This is a genomic window from Bradyrhizobium sp. FW305-F6 (genome assembly GCF_058782905.1).
The window spans coordinates 78137-98364 of record NZ_JBYSYD010000001.1 but is presented as its reverse complement, the minus strand read 5'-3'; the positions used below and the strand labels follow the sequence as shown (position 1 = coordinate 98364).

General features: G+C 65.3%; 20 protein-coding genes. 4 read left to right on the top strand and 16 right to left on the bottom strand.

What is annotated here, in order from left to right:
- Positions 1–5 precede the first annotated feature (5 nt).
- Positions 6–380, bottom strand: coding sequence for a preprotein translocase subunit YajC (yajC, locus tag AC3WLX_RS00455; RefSeq protein ID WP_492334297.1), 375 nt, complete (start codon positions 378–380; stop codon positions 6–8).
- Positions 381–562: 182 nt separating this feature from the next.
- Between yajC and AC3WLX_RS00450 the strand changes: the two genes are divergently transcribed.
- Complete coding sequence (locus tag AC3WLX_RS00450) at positions 563–1555, top strand: ATP-binding protein (RefSeq protein ID WP_492334296.1); 993 nt, start codon at positions 563–565, stop codon at positions 1553–1555.
- A gap of 154 nt (positions 1556–1709) precedes the next feature.
- Here AC3WLX_RS00450 and AC3WLX_RS00445 read toward each other — a convergent pair whose 3' ends face one another.
- Complete coding sequence (locus tag AC3WLX_RS00445; RefSeq protein WP_492334295.1) at positions 1710–3086, bottom strand: peptidoglycan DD-metalloendopeptidase family protein; 1377 nt, start codon at positions 3084–3086, stop codon at positions 1710–1712.
- A gap of 108 nt (positions 3087–3194) precedes the next feature.
- Complete coding sequence (locus AC3WLX_RS00440; RefSeq protein ID WP_492334294.1) at positions 3195–3845, bottom strand: protein-L-isoaspartate(D-aspartate) O-methyltransferase; 651 nt, start codon at positions 3843–3845, stop codon at positions 3195–3197.
- Positions 3846–4069: 224 nt separating this feature from the next.
- Between AC3WLX_RS00440 and AC3WLX_RS00435 the strand changes: the two genes are divergently transcribed.
- On the top strand, positions 4070–4441 hold the full coding sequence (locus tag AC3WLX_RS00435) for a response regulator (RefSeq protein ID WP_492334293.1): 372 nt from the start codon (positions 4070–4072) through the stop codon (positions 4439–4441).
- A gap of 2 nt (positions 4442–4443) precedes the next feature.
- Here the strand turns inward: AC3WLX_RS00435 and surE are convergent, their stop codons facing one another.
- From surE to AC3WLX_RS00375, 12 genes are all read right to left on the bottom strand, one after another.
- Positions 4444–5211 (bottom strand): 5'/3'-nucleotidase SurE, encoded by a 768-nt coding sequence (gene surE / locus AC3WLX_RS00430; protein WP_492334292.1) that lies wholly within the window; start codon positions 5209–5211, stop codon positions 4444–4446.
- Between the two features lie 109 nt (positions 5212–5320).
- A complete protein-coding gene (locus AC3WLX_RS00425) occupies positions 5321–5683 on the bottom strand; it encodes a hypothetical protein (protein WP_492334291.1) in 363 nt (120 codons plus the stop codon).
- 62 nt (positions 5684–5745) lie between these two features.
- Positions 5746–7077, bottom strand: coding sequence for a serine--tRNA ligase (gene serS / locus AC3WLX_RS00420; RefSeq protein WP_492334290.1), 1332 nt, complete (start codon positions 7075–7077; stop codon positions 5746–5748).
- Positions 7078–7271: 194 nt separating this feature from the next.
- Complete coding sequence (tatC, locus tag AC3WLX_RS00415) at positions 7272–8084, bottom strand: twin-arginine translocase subunit TatC (protein ID WP_291626909.1); 813 nt, start codon at positions 8082–8084, stop codon at positions 7272–7274.
- Positions 8081–8575 carry a Sec-independent protein translocase protein TatB gene (gene tatB, locus AC3WLX_RS00410; RefSeq protein WP_492334289.1) on the bottom strand — a complete coding sequence of 165 codons (495 nt, stop codon included), beginning with the start codon at positions 8573–8575 and terminating at the stop codon, positions 8081–8083. Before tatB ends, tatC begins: the two co-directional genes overlap by 4 nt.
- Positions 8576–8667: 92 nt before the next feature.
- Complete coding sequence (locus AC3WLX_RS00405) at positions 8668–8901, bottom strand: twin-arginine translocase TatA/TatE family subunit (RefSeq protein WP_291626904.1); 234 nt, start codon at positions 8899–8901, stop codon at positions 8668–8670.
- Positions 8902–9065: 164 nt separating this feature from the next.
- Complete coding sequence (scpB, locus tag AC3WLX_RS00400; protein ID WP_291626902.1) at positions 9066–9842, bottom strand: SMC-Scp complex subunit ScpB; 777 nt, start codon at positions 9840–9842, stop codon at positions 9066–9068.
- A 21-nt stretch (positions 9843–9863) separates the two neighbouring features.
- Positions 9864–10703 carry a segregation and condensation protein A gene (locus AC3WLX_RS00395; protein WP_028179491.1) on the bottom strand — a complete coding sequence of 280 codons (840 nt, stop codon included), beginning with the start codon at positions 10701–10703 and terminating at the stop codon, positions 9864–9866.
- Positions 10700–11728, bottom strand: coding sequence for a beta-N-acetylhexosaminidase (nagZ, locus tag AC3WLX_RS00390; protein ID WP_492334288.1), 1029 nt, complete (start codon positions 11726–11728; stop codon positions 10700–10702). Before nagZ ends, AC3WLX_RS00395 begins: the two co-directional genes overlap by 4 nt.
- Positions 11729–11774: 46 nt before the next feature.
- On the bottom strand, positions 11775–13352 hold the full coding sequence (locus tag AC3WLX_RS00385; protein ID WP_492334287.1) for an SPOR domain-containing protein: 1578 nt from the start codon (positions 13350–13352) through the stop codon (positions 11775–11777).
- Between the two features lie 140 nt (positions 13353–13492).
- The gene (argS, locus tag AC3WLX_RS00380; protein ID WP_492334286.1) at positions 13493–15283 is read right to left on the bottom strand and encodes an arginine--tRNA ligase; all 1791 of its coding nucleotides are present in this window, start codon (positions 15281–15283) and stop codon (positions 13493–13495) included.
- 9 nt (positions 15284–15292) lie between these two features.
- Positions 15293–16501 (bottom strand): deoxyguanosinetriphosphate triphosphohydrolase, encoded by a 1209-nt coding sequence (locus AC3WLX_RS00375; protein ID WP_492334285.1) that lies wholly within the window; start codon positions 16499–16501, stop codon positions 15293–15295.
- Between the two features lie 110 nt (positions 16502–16611).
- Here AC3WLX_RS00375 and erpA point away from each other — a divergent pair, with 110 nt between their 5' ends.
- Positions 16612–16941 carry an iron-sulfur cluster insertion protein ErpA gene (gene erpA, locus AC3WLX_RS00370; protein WP_128919415.1) on the top strand — a complete coding sequence of 110 codons (330 nt, stop codon included), beginning with the start codon at positions 16612–16614 and terminating at the stop codon, positions 16939–16941.
- Positions 16942–16946: 5 nt separating this feature from the next.
- On the opposite strand, the gene AC3WLX_RS00365 is transcribed toward erpA, so the two are convergent.
- A complete protein-coding gene (locus AC3WLX_RS00365) occupies positions 16947–19277 on the bottom strand; it encodes a hybrid sensor histidine kinase/response regulator (RefSeq protein WP_492334284.1) in 2331 nt (776 codons plus the stop codon).
- 132 nt (positions 19278–19409) lie between these two features.
- Between AC3WLX_RS00365 and xth the strand changes: the two genes are divergently transcribed.
- Positions 19410–20207 (top strand): exodeoxyribonuclease III, encoded by a 798-nt coding sequence (gene xth / locus AC3WLX_RS00360; protein WP_492334283.1) that lies wholly within the window; start codon positions 19410–19412, stop codon positions 20205–20207.
- Positions 20208–20228 lie beyond the last annotated feature (21 nt).

Sequence of the window (20228 nt, the reverse complement as noted above, 5' to 3'; positions counted from 1 at the left end):
AGCGCTCACTTCGACGCGGCGTCGTCCTTGGCGGCTTCCTTGCTATCCTTGGATTCCTTGGCCGGCTCACCCTTGGCGCGTACCCCGGAGATCATCTGGCGCATTTGCCGCACGCGCACCCCGTCGGAAATCTCGAACTCGATCTGGTCGTCATCGACGACCTTGGTGACCTTGCCGACGAGGCCGCCCGAGGTCACGACGGTGTCGCCGCGGCGGATGTTCTTCACGAGCTCTGCGTGGTCGCGGACCTTCTTCTGCTGTGGACGCAGAATCAGGAAGTACATGATCACGAAGATCAGGGCGAACGGCAGCAGCGACATCAACATGCTGTTGGTGTCGCCGGCGGCCGCAGCCTGGGCATACGCAGGGGTAATGAACATTCGGACGATCCTCGTGAGAACGGGGGAAAGCCGGTCAGGCCCTCGAAGGCGACCGGTTCGGTCAAATTCGCGCGGACTATAGCGGCCATTGCCCCAATTGCAACGCTGCCAGACCGCCCTTTTGGCCCACCTTGCGGCAGGCCGCGAGGCCCGATAAGGCTGCGTTCTCAGGAACTTCGGACATGCCCAAAAAGCTCAGCAAAAGCCCGGCCGGCAAAGGCCCCCGCACCCCTGCCAGGAAGCTCGCGCGCCTCGCGGCAAAACGCCCCACGGCAGCCTCCAAAGCGATCACCGAGGTCGCCCCGGACCTTGCCCAGGAGCGCATCGTCCGCGCGCTGGAGACCATTGCCGCACACCTCTCCGCCCAGGGCCGCCCAGCCCTTGAGCCCGAATCGTTCGAACGGGCGGATGCTTATGTCTGGCACCCCGACGGCCGCCTTGCTGCGGTGCCGCGGGTCAGCCGCGTCGAACTGTTCCTCCTCAAGGGCGTCGACCGGATGCGCGACATCCTGATGGAGAACACCGAGCGCTTCGCCAATGGCCTGCCCGCCAACAATGCCCTGCTGTGGGGCGCGCGCGGCATGGGCAAGTCGTCGCTGGTAAAGGCCGCGCATGCCAGCATCAATGCCGAGCGCAAGGCCGCCGACAAACTCAAGCTGATCGAGATTCACCGCGAGGACATCGAAACGCTGCCGATGCTGATGGAGAAGCTCCGCGACGCCAGCTTCCGCTTCATCGTGTTCATCGACGACCTCTCCTTCGACGGCAACGACGCGTCCTACAAGTCGCTCAAGGCCGTGCTCGAAGGCGGCATCGAAGGCCGGCCCGACAACGTCATCCTCTACGCGACTTCGAACCGCCGCCATCTGTTGGCGCGGGACATGATCGAGAACGAGCGCTCGACCGCGATCAATCCGGGGGAAGCGGTCGAGGAGAAGGTCTCGCTATCGGATCGCTTCGGCCTCTGGCTCGGCTTCCATCGCTGCAGCCAGGACGAATACCTCGCGATGGTGCGCGGCTATTGCAGCCATTTCGGCATCGAGGTCGACGATGAGGCACTGGAGCGCGAGGCGCTGGAATGGTCGACCACGCGCGGCTCGCGCTCGGGCCGCGTCGCCTGGCAGTTCGTGCAGGAGCTAGCGGGACGGCTCGGCGTGAAGCTGACGGCGAAGTAAGGCGAGCTTTCACCCCACCCACAACCGTCATCGCCCGCGAAGGCGGGCGATTCAGTATTCCAGAGACTGTCGTAATGAATCGAGAGGCCGCGGCGTACTGGGTCGCCCGGTCAAGCCGGGCGACGACAGCTTTCGCGCGGAAGCCCTGTCGGCCTCACGCCCCGTTCAGGAATTGAAGCGGATCAACCGGGCTCGATCCCTTGCGGATCTCGAAGTGGAGCTGCGGCGACGCCACCTCCCCGGATTGACCCGACTTGGCAATGACCTGACCGCGCTTGATGGTATCGCCGCGCTTCACCAACAGCTCACTCGCATGGGCATATGCGGTGACGTAGCCGTTGGAGTGCCGAACCAGGACGAGATTGCCGTAACCCTTCAGCTCGTTGCCGGAATAGGCGACGACACCGTCTTCAGCCGCCTTGACCGGAGTGCCCTCGGGCACCGCCAGATTGATCCCGTCATTGGACTTTCCATTGGTCTTGGCGCCGTAGGTCGTGACCACCTTGCCACGCACCGGCCAACGGAAGGTCGGCAGCGCACCGGTGGCGTCCGCAGCCTTCGCCGGCGTCTCGGCGGGCTTCTCTTCGACATTGGCAGTCGCCTGCGCCAGACGCGCGCTTTGCACCGGCGCGGCGGCAGCCAGTTTGGTGGCGGGCGCGGGAGCGGCCGCGACGGGCTGGAGCGTCGCCACGGGAGCAGCTGCGACCGGAGCCGCTGGCGCCGCGAGGGCAGCGGTCTTGGCACCGGGCACGGTCAGCCTGGTGCCGAGCTTGAGTTTTGCGGACGGATCGATCCCGTTGGCGCGGGCGAGATCAGCTGTCGAGATATGGCTCTTGCGGGCAATACTGGCGAGCGTATCGCCCTTATTGACGAAATGGGTGCTCGCCGGCGCAGCCATGGCCACGACGGGCTTGGCAGCAGGCGCGGCAGCAACGGGAGCCATCGCAGGCGCCGGCACAGCGGCCGTCGCCGCCGACGGGATGATCAACTGCTGGCCGGGCGAGAGCGCCCGCGGGCCCTTGTAGCCATTGGCCGCGAGGATTGCCTGCGGCGTGACGCGGTAACGCTTCGCGAGCACGTCCAGCGTATCGCTGGTGCCGACGATGATCTTGGTACCGCCCGCCGGCTGGGCAGCCGCGACAGAGCGCGGCGGCACCGTGGCCGTGGTCTCCAGGTGCGGCTGCGCCGGCGGCGCATAGGAGCTGACGCCGCGGCCGCCTCCGGATACGCCTCCGCCCGAAGTCACGGGATAGGATTGCGGAGCAGCGACAGCGGGCGGAGGCAGCGGCTGCGACTGGTAATATCCGGGCTGCGTCTGCGGCCGCGCATATTGCGGCAGCTCGCGCGGCTGCTGCGGCGGCGCCTGCTGCACCGAACCGGTTTGTTCGGACGCGAAGGGATTGGAGAAGTTCGACTGGGACAGCCGCGACGACATGTCGGCGCTGCACCCTGCAAAGCTGAAGGAGATCAGCGCCAGCACCGCGACCTGCGGCACGCGGCGCGAGTAAAGCAACTCGGCGACAGCGGACATGGTTACTCACTCGTACGCAACAGAACTGGTGTTTTAAGTAAACACGCGCCGAGTAAATAACGGCTTAACCCTCCGATAAGATGTTGGCCGCACAGCCGATCCGGGATTCTACAATTCCCGCGCCACGCCGGGCAGCGCCGGCACGAAGCGGACCTCGACGAGTTCCCTGCGCTCGAATCCGGTTTCGGTGCGGGTCAGGCGGATCAGCGTCTGTACGCCCTGATGCGGGCCGACGGGGGCGATCAGGATCCCCCCAAGCTCCAGCCGCTCGACCAAGTTCTCCGGGATATGCTCCATCGCGGCGGTGACGATGATGCGATCGAACGGTCGGATATTGGGCGGCAGATCGAGACCGTCGCCGAGCATCACCTCGACATTGTGACAACCAAGCTTCTCGAGCCGGGCGCGTGCCGTGTCGGCGAGCTTGCGATAGCGCTCGACGGTCAGCACCTGGCCGGCGAGCCGCGACAACACGGCGGCCTGGTAGCCCGAACCAGTGCCGATTTCGAGCACCCGGTGCTGCTTCTGGAGCTGGAGTTGCTCGGTCATGTAGGCGACGACGAAGGGCTGGCTGATGGTCTGTCCGCAAGCGATCGGCAGCGCGCTGTCACGATAGGCGCCATCGCGATCGGCCTCCTCCACGAAGAGATCGCGCGGCACCTCCTCCATGGTCCGCAGCACGGCCTGGTCACTGATGCCGCGGCGCCTCAGCGTGAGCTGAAACATCATCTTTTCCGGCGGCGGCTCGTGGGAAGTCATGGCTACTATCGCTCATTTCGTCTGGCGGCTTTGTCTGCACCGCAGGGACCTGAGCTGGGAATCTTGTTCCGGCTCAGGAACTCGTGGTAACCTTTCGACGCGGCATTTGACCACAACAGGCTTTCAAAGCGCTAAGTCATTTGCGAATTTGCCTTCGCTGAAACGCGCATTGCGCCACTTATCGTTATCTGCGAACGTTCGCGAAAATGGGCAAGGACTCACCTATGACTGCGACAGGGCTTTCGGGCCGCTCTGTTTTCCTCGTCGAGGACGAGGTCATGATCAGAATGATGGTCGCGGACATGCTCGAGGAGCTGGGCTACAGGGTTGCCGCCGAGGCCGGCGACATCAATGATGCCATGCGGCTTGCGCAATCGACCGAATTTGACCTCGCCATTCTGGACGTCAACGTCAACGGCAAGGTCATCTCGCCGGTGGCCGATGTCATCATGGCGAAGGGTCGCCCGTTTATTTTCGCTACCGGTTACGGCTCCTCCGGCCTGCCCGAACAGTACCGCGACCGGCCGGCGCTTCAGAAACCGTTCCAGCTCGACGCGCTCAGCAGGACCATCGAGGCCGCGCTTCGCGGCGGCTAGGTCTATTTCAGGGTCGCGCCGAGCTGCTCCGAAAACGCCTCATTGGTGCGGTCCAGCCTGAGCGGGGTGACCGAAACGTAGCGCTCGCGCAGCGCCGCCAGATCGGTGCCGGCGTCCGGCGTGTCGAGCATCGCAGTCCGTTCGAAGCCGATCCAGAAATACGGATTACCGCGGCCGTCCCTGCGCTCATCGATCTTGAGGAAGCCGAGATTGCGCTTGCCCTGCCGCGTGACACGGACGCCCTGCACCTCCTCGGGCGCGCAGGACGGGAAGTTGACGTTGATCACCGTGTCCTTGGGAACGCCGGCGGCAATCACCTTGCGCAGGATGTCGGGCCCGAACTTGCGCGCGGTGTCCCACGGCGGGCGCTCCCGGGTCTCGACGCTGAACTCCTGCGACAATGCAAACGACGGCAGCCCCAGGATGGTCCCCTCCAGCGCGCCGGCAATGGTGCCGGAATAGACCACGTCCTCGGCGACGTTGCGGCCCTTGTTGACGCCGGACAGCACGATGTCAGGCAGCTTGGCACCGAGGATGTGGCGGGCGCCCATGATGACGCAGTCCGTCGGCGTACCGCGCACCGCAAAATGGCGAGGGCCGACTTCGCGCAGGCGCAAGGGGTCGTTCAACGACAGCGAATGCGACACGCCGGACTGGTCGAGCTCGGGCGCCACCACCCAGACGTCATCGGACAAGGCGCGCGCGATCTCCTCCACGACCTTGAGGCCGGGAGCATGAATGCCGTCGTCATTGGTGCAGAGAATGCGCATGCGAAAGGTTCGTTTCCAAAAAAACGGGTCTGAGCCGTCTTATCTGGCCGGGGCCGAACAGGCAAACCGGACGATTGCGGTCGGGCGGCTGGTTCCCGGCCTGATCCCGTTACCCTCGGATGCGCCATTGCGGCAGGAAGCGCGCCAGCCGGCCCTCCGCACGCAGCTTCATCGCCGGCACGGCCGGACTGATGACCGGAGCCTCGATCACGCCGAGCGCTTCCAACTGCGCCACGAGCGGATTCGACTCCGGCGGCTGCGGAAAGCGCTCGCGCGCCACTGCCAGCGCCTTGTCGAAGTCGGCAGCATTGACGCCGGGCTTGGACCGCCGGCTCCGCACGAGATCGTCGTCCCAAAGCCGGGCGATCTCGATGTCTAGCACGCCGCGCAGGCGCTGATCGATGGCCTGGATCCCGGCGCCCGTTACGGCCCATTGTCGGCCGACCCAGAAGATGTCGCGGTGCAAGGCCATGACCGGTGGGTTCGCGTTGGCGGGTGGCCGGCAGGATAGCCGGCCGACCGATCTGCGCAAGCCTACTCGCGGCCGATCACCTTCAGCCCGCCCATATAGGGCTGGAGCACGTCAGGGACCGCGATCGAGCCGTCCTCCTGCTGATAGGTCTCCATCACGGCAATCAGCGCGCGGCCGACGGCGGTGCCGGAGCCGTTCAGCGTGTGCACGAAGCGCGGCTTGCCGTCGGGCCCGCGCGAGCGCGCATCCATGCGGCGGGCCTGGAAGTCGCCGCAGACCGAGCAGCTCGAGATCTCGCGGAACGCCCCGCCCTCGCCCTGCCCGGGCATCCAGACCTCGATGTCATAGGTTTTTTGCGCCGAGAAACCCATATCTCCCGCACAGAGCGTCATCACGCGATAATGCAGGTCGAGCTTCTGCAGCACCTGCTCGGCGCAGGACAGCATCCGTTCCAGTTCGTCCTTGCTCGCTTCCGGCGTCGTGATCGAGACCAGCTCGACCTTGGTGAACTGGTGCTGGCGGATAATCCCGCGCGTGTCGCGGCCCGCGGCGCCCGCCTCGGCACGGAAGCACGGCGTCAGCGCCGTGAGGCGCATCGGCAGCTGCTTCTCATCGAGGATGGATTCGCGCGCGAGATTGGTCAGCGAGACTTCTGCCGTGGGAATCAGGCCGAGGCGCTCGGTCTTCAACCGCTCATGGTCGGGCGAAGCGAGCAGCTCGCCCTTGATCGCCCAGAACTGATCGTCCTCGAATTTCGGCAATTGCCCGGTGCCGAACATCACCTCGTTGCGCACAAGCAGCGGCGGATTGATCTCGGTGTAGCCGTGCTCGGTGGTGTGCAGATCGAGCATGAACTGGCCGATCGCGCGTTCGAGCCGCGCCAGCCCCTTCTTCAACACGACGAAGCGCGCGCCGGAGAGCTTTGCCGCCGCCTCGAAATCCATGTAGCCGAGCGCGGTGCCGAGATCATCATGCAGTTTTGGCGCAAAGCTGTAGTTGCGCTTGTTGCCGTACACGTGGCGCTGCACGTTGCCGTGCTCGTCGACGCCGTCGGGCACGTCGTCGAACGGGATGTTCGGAATTGCCGACAGCTCCTTCGCCAGCTCGTCGTCGGCAGCCTTTGCGGCGGCTTCGAGCTCCGGCATCGAGGTCTTGAGCTCGGCGACTTCCGCCATCAGCTTGGCGGCACGCGCCTCGTCCTTCGCCTTCTTGGCGTCTCCGATTTCCTTCGACGCCGCATTGCGCCGTGCCTGCGCCTGCTCGGAGGCGAGAATCGCCGCACGACGCCTCTCGTCGATCGCCAGCAGCGAGCCCGACATCGGCTTCAAGCCACGCCTCGCGAGGCCGGCATCGAAGGCTTGCGGATTGTCGCGGATCGCTTTGATGTCGTGCATGGCTCTGGTCCTGGCTTGTTGCAAGTCTGCAAATTCTGATTTGCATTCATGCAAATGGCCGCTCCCCCTAGCACAGCTGTCATCATCCGCGAAGGCGGATGATCCAGTATTCCAGAGACGTCAGTGATCCCTTGTGAGGCCGGGGCGTACTGGATTCCCCGCCTTCGCGGGGAATGACAGTGGAGCTAGCCGCCCTACTCCGCCGGATTGGCGGGCGTCGACACGTCGGTGCCGGTCGCGGTCTGCGCGGCTGCCGCCTTCCTCTCCACCATCGCCACCGCGAGGATCGAACCCTCATAGAGTGCCATCAGCGGAAATGCGAGGGAGCACTGGCTGAGCACGTCGGGCGGCGTCAGCACGGCGGCAATCACGAAGGCCAGGACGATGAAATAGCGGCGCTTCTCGCGCAGCATCTTCGAGCTGACGATGCCGATCCGCCCGAGCAGCGTCAGGATCACCGGCAGCTGGAAGGCGATGCCAAAAGCGAAGATCAGCGACATCATCAGCGACAGATATTCGCCGACCTTGGGCAGAAGCTGGATCTGCGCGGTCTCGTCGCCGCCGGCCTGCTGCATGCCGAGCGAGAAGCGCACCAGCATCGGCAGCACGACGAAATAAACCAGCGCGGCGCCCAGCACGAAGAAAAACGGGGTCGCGACCAGATACGGCAGGAAGGCCTGCTTCTCGTGCTTGTAGAGCCCGGGCGCCACGAATTTGTAGATCTGCGTCGCCACGATCGGGAACGAGATGAAGCCGGCCCCGAACAGCGCCAGCTTCAACTGGGTGATGAAATATTCCAGCAGCGCCGTGTAGATGAACTTGGAATTCTCGGGGCCGGCGATCCAGACGAACGGCCAGACCAGCACGTTGTAGATCTGCTTGGCAAAGAAGAAACAGAAGATGAAGGCAATGCCGAAGCCGAGCAACGCCTTGATCAGCCGCGAACGCAGCTCGATCAAATGGTCCATCAGCGGGGCTTTGCTGGCTTCGATGTCGGCGTCGGTCATGACGCTTTGGCGTCCTTGATCGCCTCGGATGGCGCGGTGTCCTGCGCCACGGGTGCCTGCTCGACCTCACGGGTGATCGCGAGCGGCTCGTCGACGGCTGCATGCGCCTCGGCCTCGACGCAGGTTTCCGGTGTCAGCGTTTCCGGAGTCGTGGGTGTGGACGGCGGTTCGACGACGGTCGTCGCCGACGTCTCGGCGGGCTTGTCCAGCGCATCGACGCGGAGCGCGTCGCTGACATCCTTCTGGAGCGAGGTCAGTGGATTGAAGCCGGTCGCGGCTTCCTTGACCTCGTCGAAGCTCTTCTTGAGGTCGGCCATCTCGGCCTCGCGCATCGCTTCCTGGAATTGACCCTGGAATTCGGCGGCCATCTTGCGGGCCTTGCTCATCCATTGCCCGACCATGCGCAGCACGCCCGGCAGCTCTTTCGGGCCGATGGCGATCAGGGCGACGACCCCGACGAGGACCAGTTCACTCCACCCGATGTCGAACATAAAGTCTTCCGTTCACGCCAGCCGGAGCCGGCCCAATCCCTCGCGCGCAGGATCGGGGCCGCTCTACCCGCGTCTCGCGTGCTTCTTCCGGCTCAGACGGCCTTGCTGCCGACGTCGGACCGCGTTGCGGTCGGCGCGCCATTGTGTTCGATGGACTTCGCCGGCTCGGGCTTGTCAGCGGGCTTGTCCTCGTCCTGCATGCCCTTCTTGAACGCCTTGATGCCCTGCGCCACGTCGCCCATCAGATCCGAAATCTTGCCGCGGCCGAACAGCAGCAGGACCACTGCGATCACCAAGATCCAGTGCCAAATGCTGAGTGAACCCATCCTGCAACCCTCCAAACGCGCATGGCCGGGGACCCGGCCGATCTTCACCGAAACCTAGGCTTGGCGGGTGTCAAAAACAAGGACCAAGGCAGCGCCAATTCGCTGCTGGTGCTACGCAATCTTGCTAGTGTTAACCTGTCGCAGGGGCCCAGAGAGACGGTGCCTCAGTCCTCAGCGCCGCCATCGCTGCGACCCTCGCCGCCATTTTCGTGGCCGCCTTCCGGTGCCGCTTCCGCAGTCTCGGGTTCGACCGCAGGCGCGAGCGCAAGATCCAGCTCGTCGCCGGGTTCCAAGGGATCCTCATCCTCCCGCAGGGCCGGGTCATCGGACGGAGTCGGCACGCTGAAGCCGGTCGGCAGGCGCGAATCCAGCAAGCCCGTCCCTTTCAGTTCCTCCAGGCCGGGCAGATCGCCGAGCTGTTCCAGAGTGAACTGCGACAGGAACTCCTCGGTGGTGCCGAAGGTCAGGGGACGGCCGGGCGTCTTGCGCCGGCCACGCGGCTTGATCCAACCGGTCTCCAGCAGAACGTCGAGCGTGCCCTTTGAAGTGACGACGCCGCGGATCTCCTCGATCTCGGCGCGCGTCACCGGCTGGTGATAGGCGATGATCGCCAGCACCTCGATCGCGGCGCGCGACAGGCGGCGGGTCTCGGTGCTCTCGCGCGTCATCAGCCAGGCAAGATCGCCGGCGGTGCGGAAGGTCCATTTGTTGGCAACGCGGACCAGGTTCACGCCGCGCAAGGCGTAGTCGGCCTGGAGCTGCTCGAGCGCGGCCTTGACGTCGACGCCCTCCGGCATGCGCTTGGCGAGCGTCGCGGTATCCAGCGGCTCGCTCGACGCGAACAGCAGCGCTTCCAGCAGCCGCAATTCCTCTGGACGAGCCTGGGTTTCGTTCTCCATCGGCTCGGCCTCTTCTACCCGCATTTCAGCCAGGCTTGCCATGGTAGATTCTCCTTCTTGCACTTAGGCGACCGGCGCATCAGGCGCAGGAGCTGCGTCCGGGACCGGCTTTGGGCGCCCCTTCCGGAAATAGATCGGCGCAAACGCCTCTTTCTGGTTCAGCTCGAGCTGACCTTCCCGCACCAGTTCGAGCGCGGCGGCAAAGCTCGAGGCGAACACCGTTGCGCGCTGCGTCGGATCGGCGACATGTCGGATCAGGAAATCGTCGAGCACGCCCCAATCGTCCTGCTCGTTGAGGCTGCCGACCAGCCGCTCCAGCGTGGCGCGCGCCTCGGCGAGCGACCACACCGTGCGCTTGGCCAGATGCACGCTCGCCAGCACGCGCGACTGGCGCTGGGCGGCATAGGCGGTGAGCAGGTCGTACAGCGTCGCGGTATATTTCGGATGCTTGATCTCGGCTATCTGCTCGGGCTCGCCGCGCGGGAAGATGTCGCGCTGCAATTGCGGCCTGTTCATCAGCCGGTTGGCGGCTTCGCGAATGGCTTCCAGCCGGCGCAGGCGGTTGGCGAGCGCGGTGGCCATCTGCTCGGCGCTCGGGCCTTCCGCACTCGGCGGCTCCGGCAAAAGCAGGCGCGACTTCAGGAAGGCGAGCCACGCCGCCATGACGAGATAGTCGGCGGCCAGCTCCAGCCGGATCTTTCGCGCAGCCTCGATGAAATGGAGATACTGGTCGGCGAGTGCCAGGATCGAGATCTTGGCGAGGTCGACCTTCTGCTGCCGTGCAAGCGCGAGCAAAAGGTCAAGCGGGCCCTCATAGCCCTCGACGTCCACCACCAACGCCGGCTCACCCTCGGCGAGCTCTGCGGGCCGCCCGGTTTCGAACGAAAGGATTTCTGCGGTCATGCCGATGCCGTGTTTGCCCGTGCGATCAATGCGTCCAGTTCCGCGCGCGCGGCCGCGCGGTCGAACGGCTGCGGCGGCTTGCGTGCGGCGAGCGCGGCGTTCGCCCGCTCCAAAGCCCTGCCCGACAATTCAGGCGTCTGGCCGGCGACCTCGCGCATCTCCTCGATGTTGCCGTTGCAATGCAGGGCCACGTCGCAGCCGGCCGCGAAGATGGCGCGGGTCCGCTCGGCGATATTCCCCGACAGCGCGTTCATCGACACGTCATCACTCATTAACAAACCCTGGAACCCGATTGCGCCGCGAATCACGTCAGCGATCATTGTCGCAGATGTCGTCGCCGGATGGGCGGGGTCGAACGCGCTAAACACAACATGTGCAGTCATGGCCATCGGCAGGTGCGCCAGCGGCTTGAACGCGGCGAAGTCGGTGCGTTCCAGCTCGCTCCTCGGCGTATCCACGGTCGGCAGCTTGAAATGGGTGTCCGCGGTGGCCCGGCCGTGGCCGGGGATGTGCTTGAGCACCGGCAGCACCCCGCCCTGCTCGAGGCCCTCGGTGACAGCTCGGGCAATCGCGGCGACCTTGCCCGGCTCGGTGCCGTAGGCCCGGTTCCCGATGACGGCATCGGCGCCCGGCACCGGCACATCGGCGAGCGGCAGGCAATCCACGTTAATGCCGAGATCGGCGAGATCGGCCGCGATGAGGCGGGCGCTCAGGCGGGCCGCGGTGAGCCCGGAAGCCGAATCATTGTCGTACAAGGTCGCGAATACGGCGCCCGGCGGATAGACCGGCCAGTGCGGCGGGCCGAGCCGCTGCACCCGTCCGCCCTCCTGATCGATCAGGACAGGCGCGTCGGGAGCATTGGCGACTGCACGCAATTCCGCAACCAGCGCAGCCACTTGCGCCGGTGTTGCAACATTGCGCTTGAACAGGATGAAGCCCCATGGGCGCTGGTCGCGGATAAACTCCCGCTCGGCGGCGGTCAGTTCCGTTCCGGATACGCCGGTAATGAAGGCCCGCGTGCTCATAACGGCCGATTAACCCTGCCCCGCCGAGGGGTCAAGGAAACGGCCGTTAATTCCTCTGGACGAAGCAGGCGGAGAGGCCTGCGGACTTCAGGCTGTTGCAAGCCTGCGTCGCTTCCTCGGCCGAAGCATAGGGACCAGCGAAGGCGCGGTAGACGATTCCCTTGCCCTTGTCGGTGAGATCGACCCGCTTGATCACCGGCGAACGGGAGCCCAGCACGCTGCCGTACTTGCTCTGAAGCACCCGGTAGGACGCAGCGGCGCTATCCTCGCTCTGCTGCGAGGAGACCTGCACGACGTATCCGCCACCGCTGCTCATGGGCGCAATCTGGGTGGGGTTTGTCGCGGCCATCCGCTGCGGCGGCTCGGCTGTGGGCGCCGATTGCGGCGCGAGCGACATCGGCTGATTGGCGCTGGCATTGGCCGAGGTCGGCGGATTGCGCGGGGCGGCCGGCGCAGCAGGTGCAGCCAGAGGCTTCGGCGCAGCCATGGGCTTGGCGGCAGCGCCTGATTGGGGTGCCGCGCCATCGGTCTGATCGCCCTTCACCGCTACAGTCCTGATCGGGCGCGGCGAGTTGTTCGGCAGCGTGCCGCTGCCCGCCCCCGTGCTCGGCGGCGGCACAGCAGAGGGCGACACGCTCGCCACCGAGGGCGGATTCGCATTCTGGTTCAACGGCGGGAACACCACGCGCGGCCCACCGGTCCTGGCGTTGACGTCGACGGGCGCCTCTTCGCGCGGCACAATTTTTTCCGTGCCGTCGCCGCTGACCATGCGATCTGGCACCTTGGCGGAGGAGTCCGTTGGCGCCGGCACGATCTTGGTCGGCGTGTTGTCGGCCTTGATGATCGGCGGCTCGCCGCTGCGGGGCGAGCCCATGTAGGTCTTGTAAGCGAAGGCAGCACCGGTACCGACTACGGCGAGCGCAAGGATCGCCGCGACCGTCATCATGCCGCCGCGCTTCTTCGGCTCGTCGACTTCTTCCTCGGGATAGTCGCTCTGATAGGCATAGGGGTCGTCAGGGTAGGCCGGTTCGCGCTGATAGTCCTGCTCGCCTGTCTCCAGGCGGCCGTAGAGCGCATCGTCGTAGCGCGCAAGGTCAGGCTGTACGTACGGCTCCTGATACGCCGGCTCGTGGTGAGCCTGGCCGTGCTGCTGGTAGCCCTGTCCGTGATAAGCCTGAGCCTGATAGGACTGATCCTGATCCTGGAAGGCGTGATCCTGATCGACCTGGCCGTGGTCGGCTCGTGGCTGATGAACGACAGGCTCCGGCGCGGCAGGCTTGGCGGAATAGCGGTGCAGCGGATGCACCGGGCTTACGGAAACCGGATAGTCGGGCTCCGGCGCGGGTGCCGGCTGCGGCTGCACGTTGGCGCGCCGCATCCATGAGGGCGGCCCGGGCGGCGTGGCTTGCCCGGCATAATCCTGGTGGCCATCATCGTGGCGGTAGTCGTCTTCCTGATAGCTCGGCGCGGTCGAAGCCGTCCGCCCCTGCCCTGCGAATGGATCGGTCTGTCCGATCAGACGGGCGAGTTCGGCCAAGGGATCGCTATCCGCCTTCCCATGCGGGTCGCTGCCGCGACCATAGTCATCGGAAGGAAACGGTCTGTCCTGATATCGTTCGGCCATCGTGATGATGCGTCCCTTCGGGAAAGCCGCGCGCCCCTCGACCAAGGCGCGGCCTTCGACCCACAAGGCTTTCAACCAAGTCTAAGCGATCCGGCTTCTGCCGGTTACCCCCGAATTCCCCTTAAGTAGTTCGCCCCAAACTACCGCATCTCGTCCGGGGCATGGACGCCGAGGATGGCGAGGCCCGATGCCAAGACTGAGACGACGCCCTGGACCATAGCCAGCCGCGCCTTCGTTAGAACTGCATCATTATTGATAATGAAGCGTAAATAGGGCAAATCCCGCCCCTTCGTCCAAAGTGCATGAAATTCGCTGGCTAAATCATAGAGATAAAAGGCAATTCGGTGCGGCTCGTGGGCCGCGGCGGCAGCCTCCAGCGTGCGCGGATAAATTGCGAGGCGCTTGAGAAGTTCAAGTTCAACGGGGTCGGACAGCCGTTCCAGCGCCGACTCACCGAGCCAGGCGATCCGTTTCCCGGCATCCTCGGGCAGGTCCGGGAACAGTTCGGCCCGTGCGTTCCGGAAGATCGAATGGCCGCGGGCGTGACCGTATTGGACGTAGAACACCGGGTTGTCTCGCGACTGTTCCATGACCTTGGCGAGGTCGAAGTCGAGCACCGCGTCATTCTTCCGGTAGAGCATCATGAAGCGGACGGCGTCCTGGCCGACCTCATCCACAACTTCACGCAAGGTAACGAAGTCCCCGCTCCGCTTGGACATTTTCACCGGCTCGCCGTTGCGCAAGAGCTTCACGAGCTGAACGATCTTGACGTCGAGCGCCCCCTTTCCGGAGGTGGTCGCCTTCACCGCCGCCTGCATCCGCTTGATGTAGCCGCCATGGTCGGCGCCCCAGACGTCGATCATCTCGGCAAAACCACGGTCGAACTTGTTCTTGTGGTAAGCGATGTCGGAGGCGAAGTAGGTGTAGGAACCATCCGACTTGATCAGCGGACGGTCGACGTCGTCGCCGTAGGCGGTCGCCTTGAACAGCAGCTGCTCGCGGTCTTCCCAATCCTCGACCGGCGCGCCCTTCGGCGGCGGCAGGCGGCCTTCGTAGATGTCGCCCTTGGCCTTCAGGAAATCGATGGTCTCGGCGACCTTGTTATTGCCGGTCTCGATCAGCGAGCGCTCGGAGAAGAACACGTCGTGGCGGATGTTGAGGGCGGCGAGATCGTCCTTGATCTCGGCCATCATCATCGCGATCGCCTTGGCGCGCACCGTCGGCAGCCACTCGGCCTCGCTCATCGCGAGCAGCTTCTCGCCTTGTTCCTTTGCGAGCGCCTCGCCGACGGGCTTGAGGTAGTCGCCGGGATAGAGCCCTTCCGGGATCGCGCCGATGTCCTGTCCCAGCGCCTCGCGGTACCGGAGAAACGCGGAGCGTGCGAGCACGTCGACCTGGGCGCCGGCGTCGTTGATGTAATATTCGCGCGTGACGTCGTGGCCAGCGAACTGAAGCAGGCTCGCCAGCGCGTCGCCGAACACCGCGCCGCGGCAATGGCCGACATGCATCGGCCCGGTCGGGTTGGCCGAGACGTATTCGACGTTCACCTTCGAGCCGCCGCTGACACGGCCGTAAGCGGGTCCCTCGCGCAGCACCGTCCGCAGCGCCTCCACCCAGGCGGCCGGCTTGAGCGTCAAATTGATGAAGCCGGGGCCGGCGACATCGACCTTGGCGATCAGCGCGTCGGCGCGCAGCCGCTCGGCGATCTGCTCGGCGAGATCGCGCGGCTTTGCCTTTGCCTCTTTCGCCAGCACCATCGCGGCGTTGGTGGCCATGTCACCGTGGGAGGCATCACGCGGCGGCTCAACCACCACGCGGGAGAAATCGATACCCTCGGGCCAGCTGGACGCCGCCGCAAGCGCGCGGCAGGCGGCGTGCACACGTGCGAGCACATCAGCGAACAGATGCAGCGATGAGGAGGTCTGGGGCATGGCCGCCGCCTAACGCAAATCCGGGGTCGAGTCAAAGAGCCGCTGGTGCTCGGTCAAGGCGAAGCGGTCGGTCATGCCGGCGATGAAATTGCCGATCCGGCGGGCCCGGTCGGCCTCGTCGTCCGCCTCCGCGCCCACGAGCCATTCCGGCGGCAGCTCCGCCGGCACCTGCAGGTATTTCGCGAACAGGTCGAACAGGATCTGCTCGGCTTCCCCCATCACCCGCATCACCCGCTTGTGACGGTACATGTGCTGATACAGAAAGCGCTTGATGGCGGCCTCCTCCTCGGCCACCTCGGCCGGGAACGCGATCAGCGCCCGGTTCTGCTGCCGGACATCCTGGGCCGATTGCGGCTTCACCGCGGCGAGGTTCTTCCGGGCCTCCGCGAACACCGCACCGATCAAGTGCGAGATCAGCTCGCGGACCAGCTCGGCGCCGCGCCTGACGTCTTCGAGATCGGGATAATGCGCCGAGGTCTCGGCGATGATCTCCGCGGTCAGCGGCATCACCTTGAGATCGTCGAGACGGAACAGGCCGGCACGCAGGCCGTCATCGATGTCGTGCGCGTCGTAGGCGATGTCGTCCGCGATGGCGGCGACCTGCGCCTCCAGCGAGGCGAAGCTCCACAATTCGAGGTCGTACGTCTTGATGTAGTCGGCGATCCCAACGGGAATGCCGTGCTCGCGATAGCGCCCGACCGGGGCGCCGGTGCGGTCGGTCAGCGGACCGTTGTGCTTGACGATTCCCTCCAGCGATTCCCAGGTCAGGTTGAGCCCGTCGAACTCGGGATAGCGGTGCTCGAGCGAAGCCACGACACGGAGCGTCTGGGCGTTGTGGTCGAAGCCGCCAAAGTCCTTCAGGCAGGCGTCGAGCGCCCGCTCGCCGGCATGACCGAACGGGGGATGGCCGAGATCATGGGCCAGCGCCAGGGTTTCGGTGAGGTCCTCGTCCAGCCCAAGCTGCCGGGCCAGGGCCCGCGCGATCTGCGCCACCTCCAGCGAATGCGTCAGCCTGGTGCGGTAGTGATCGCCCTCGTGGAACACGAACACCTGGGTCTTGTACTTCAGGCGGCGGAATGCGGTCGAATGAATCACCCGGTCGCAATCCCGCCGGAACGGGCTCCGGGTCCGGCTCGGCGGCTCGGCGACCAGCCGGCCGCGGCTGCGGTCGGGATCGCAGGCATAGGGCGCGCGGGGGGCTGCCATTCCGACGGACACGGCGAATTTAGTCCCTATCCATTTGATTCTGCGTATCCTTGCACTTAACTATGCCGGGCGCGGGATACCAAATGAATTGGATATGACCGCGGGACTATCGGAGACGAGCCATGACGACCGACGTGACCATCAGTGACCGCGCCGCACGCCGTATTGGGGAGATCCTCAAGGGCGAAGGGTCCGGCGCGATGCTGCGCATCTCCGTCGAGGGCGGCGGCTGCTCGGGCTTCCAGTACAAGTTCGATATTGACCGTGCCCGCACTGACGACGATCTCGTGATCGAGCAGGACAATGCGGTGGTGCTGGTCGATTCCGCCTCCCAGCCGTTCCTGGCAGGATCGCAGGTCGATTTCGTCGACGACCTGATCGGCGCCTCGTTCCGCGTCAACAATCCGAATGCCACAGCATCCTGCGGCTGCGGGACCAGCTTCTCGATCTGACGCGCTCACGCGCCGGTCATCTGCCTTTCCTCGTCGGTCCACTCCACGTCGCCGGGCATTAGCCCCGGCTGGAGCGGCGCGTCCTCCGACATCACGTAGCCGTCCAGCGCGCGAAGCAAGGCTCCGATCAGCGCCGGCTTGCGTAGCGGCTTGGCAAGGAAGTCCGACATGCCGGCCTCGCGGCAAGTTCTGACGTCGTCGGGGAAGGCATTGGCGGTGAGCGCGACGATCGGCAAGCTCTCGAAGCGTCCCCCCTGCGCGCGGATCGCGCGGGTCGCGGCGAGCCCGTCGATGTCGGGCATTCGCACGTCCATCAGCACGACATCGTAGTCGACTTCGGAGGCCGCCGCGATCGCCTCGGCGCCGTCGTTGACGACGCGCAGCTCGACGTCAAAGGCTCCCAGCATCTTGCTCACGACCATGCGGTTGACGGCATCATCCTCCGCGACCAGCACCTTGAGCGGCCGATCGAGCCCGGCGATGCGAGCCTTGAGTTCGTCGGCTGCGTCGCGGTCGTCCGCCTGATCGGAAGGCTGCGCCTGGCTCCAGGGCAGCACCAGCGTGAAACGGAAGGTCGAGCCTTCGCCCGGCGTCGAGGTGACGCCGATGGTCCCACCCATCTGCTCGATGATGCGCCTGCTGATCGCAAGGCCAAGACCGGTGCCTCCGAAGCGGCGGCTGATCGAGGCATCGGCCTGGGCGAAGTCGCTGAACAGCTGGCCGAGCTTTTCCGGGGCGATGCCGATGCCGCTGTCGGTCACCGTCCATTCGACGGTCGCCAGCAGATCGCGGCGCGCCTGGCAGGTCGCTGCGATCGTCACCTCGCCCTGATCGGTGAACTTCACCGCGTTGGAGGCGAGATTGAGCAGCACCTGGCGGATGCGAGCGACGTCGCCGCGCAGCGTCGGCGGAAGGTTCGGATCGAGCTCGACCTTGATCGCGAGCCCCCTGCTCCTGGCGCCCGCGCGCACCATGGTCGCAACCGTCTCGACCAGCGCCTGCGGCGCGAAGTCGATCGCCTCGAACTGGAAGCGGCCGGCTTCCAGCTTGGAGAGGTCGAGAATGTCGTTGAGGATGCGCTGGAGATTATCGCCGGACTCGCGGATCGTGGTGACGGCCTCGTGCTGCTCCGGATCGAGCTTCGTCTCAAGCAGCATGCTGGCGAGCCCGAGCACGCCGTTCATGGGCGTGCGGATCTCGTGACTCATCACCGCCAGGAAGTCGGACTTGGCGCGGCTTTCGGCCTCGGCCTTTTCCGCGCGCCAGCGCTCGGTGACGTCGCGGCCGAAGCCGCGATAGCCGAGGAACTGGCCGTCGCGGTCGTAGGCCGGCTTCGCCGTCAGCGACCACAGCCGCGCCTCGCCGCCGGCGACGACCTTGAGGTTCATCTCGTGCAGCGGCTCGGCCTGCTCCATCAGGCCGACGACGTTGTAGGCGGCGCGCTTGTCCTCGGGGCAAAGCATGTCGAGCACGTCGGCGAATTGCGCTCCCTTCAACAGCGGCAGCGGCAATTGCGCGACGTCCGCAAAGCGCTGGGGCACGTCGACCAACTGTCCTTCGGCGTTGGTCTGCCAAAGCCAATCGCTGGCGTTCTCCTGAAAATCCTTCAAGAGCAGCGAGATGATCTCGGTCTGACGCTCGAGCTCGAGCTGGGCCTTAAGATTGCCGAGGAACAGGTTGCCCTGCGAGACGATGTTGCGCGCCATGAAAAACGCGAACAGCAGCAGGAACACTGACGTCGCCAGATAGGGCCCGGTGCCGCACAGCAGCAGCGCGCCGGCGCAGGCGACCGTCATGGTGGCGAGATAGACGAGGCCGGCGCGCGGGAAGGTCGACAGCGTGAACGCGCCGCCCGACATCATGCCGACCATCAGGCAGGCCAGGATCAGCTGGCTGGTCGGCTCGACGCGGCTGAACAGAGCGAGCGGCAGCGCGCCCCAGATCGCGGCGAGGAAAAACGCCTGCCGCAGCATCTGCCGCCCCGCACGGATCGAGGCCTCTTGCGGCGGATTCTGGTGCAACTTGTGCCACGAGCGCACCGCGAGCGAGGCGGTGGCCGCCAGTGTCAGGCCCCAGATCGCGAGGAAGTCGTTCCAGCCCCGGCCCCAGAACAGGATCAGCACGATGGCGACGTTCAGCATCGTCACCGCCATCGTGACCGGGATCAGCCGGGTCACGGCATCGATCTGCTTGGCGCGGATGCGGCGGATCTCCCGCTCGCTGAGATCGGCGATCAGGCCGTCCTCGATCTCGAAGCCGCCGAGCCAATACAGGAACGCGCCGATCACGCCGTCACGCGGCAGAGTTCGCTTCATCGACTTGTCCGGCCATCCCATCTGCGGAACCTTTTGACGATCAATGGCCTGCGGCCCGCTTAAGCCGGGTTAATTTTGTGGGAGATTTTGCCGGCGCCTTGACGGGCGCGTTTGCATTTTGTTCTAACCAAGGCCCCTGCCCGGAGCCTCCCAATGCCCATCAGAGTAGCCACATGGAACGTGAACTCGGTCCGGCAGCGGATCGATTTGCTTCTGACCTGGCTGAAGGAGTGCCAGCCCGACATCGTCTGCCTGCAGGAGATCAAATGCGTCGACGACGCTTTTCCGCGGCTTGAGATCGAGGCGCTGGGCTACAACGTGGTCACGCACGGACAGAAGACATTCAACGGCGTCGCCCTGCTCTCCAAGCTCCGGTTCGACGAGACCAGATCGGGGCTCGCCGGCGATGACGAGGACACCCATGCCCGCTTCCTCGAAGGCGTAGTGACGCTCAAGCGAGGGGTGCTGCGCATCGCCTGCCTCTACCTGCCTAACGGCAATCCCGTCGGGACCGAGAAATATCCCTACAAGCTCAAATGGATGTCGCGGCTTCTTGATTATTCGAGGGAGCGCCTCAAGGAGGAGGTTCCGCTGATCCTTGCAGGCGACTTCAACGTCATCCCGCATGGCCGCGACGTGCACAATCCGGCCGCGTGGACCGAGGACGCCCTGTTCAAGATGGAGACGCGGGAGAGCTTTCAGTCCCTGCTCGGGCTCGGCCTCACCGACGCCTTGCGCGCCGTCACGGACGAAGGCGGGCTCTATACCTTCTGGGACTACCAGGCCGGGGCCTGGCAGAAGAACCAGGGGCTGCGGATCGACCATCTCCTGCTGTCGCCGCAGGCCAGCGACCGGCTCGCCAATGTCGGCATCGACAGCTATGTGCGCGGCTGGGAGAAGCCGTCGGACCACGTGCCGGTATGGGCGGACCTCGATCTCGAGGCGGCGTGAACGGGAGTTGGATGGCGGATT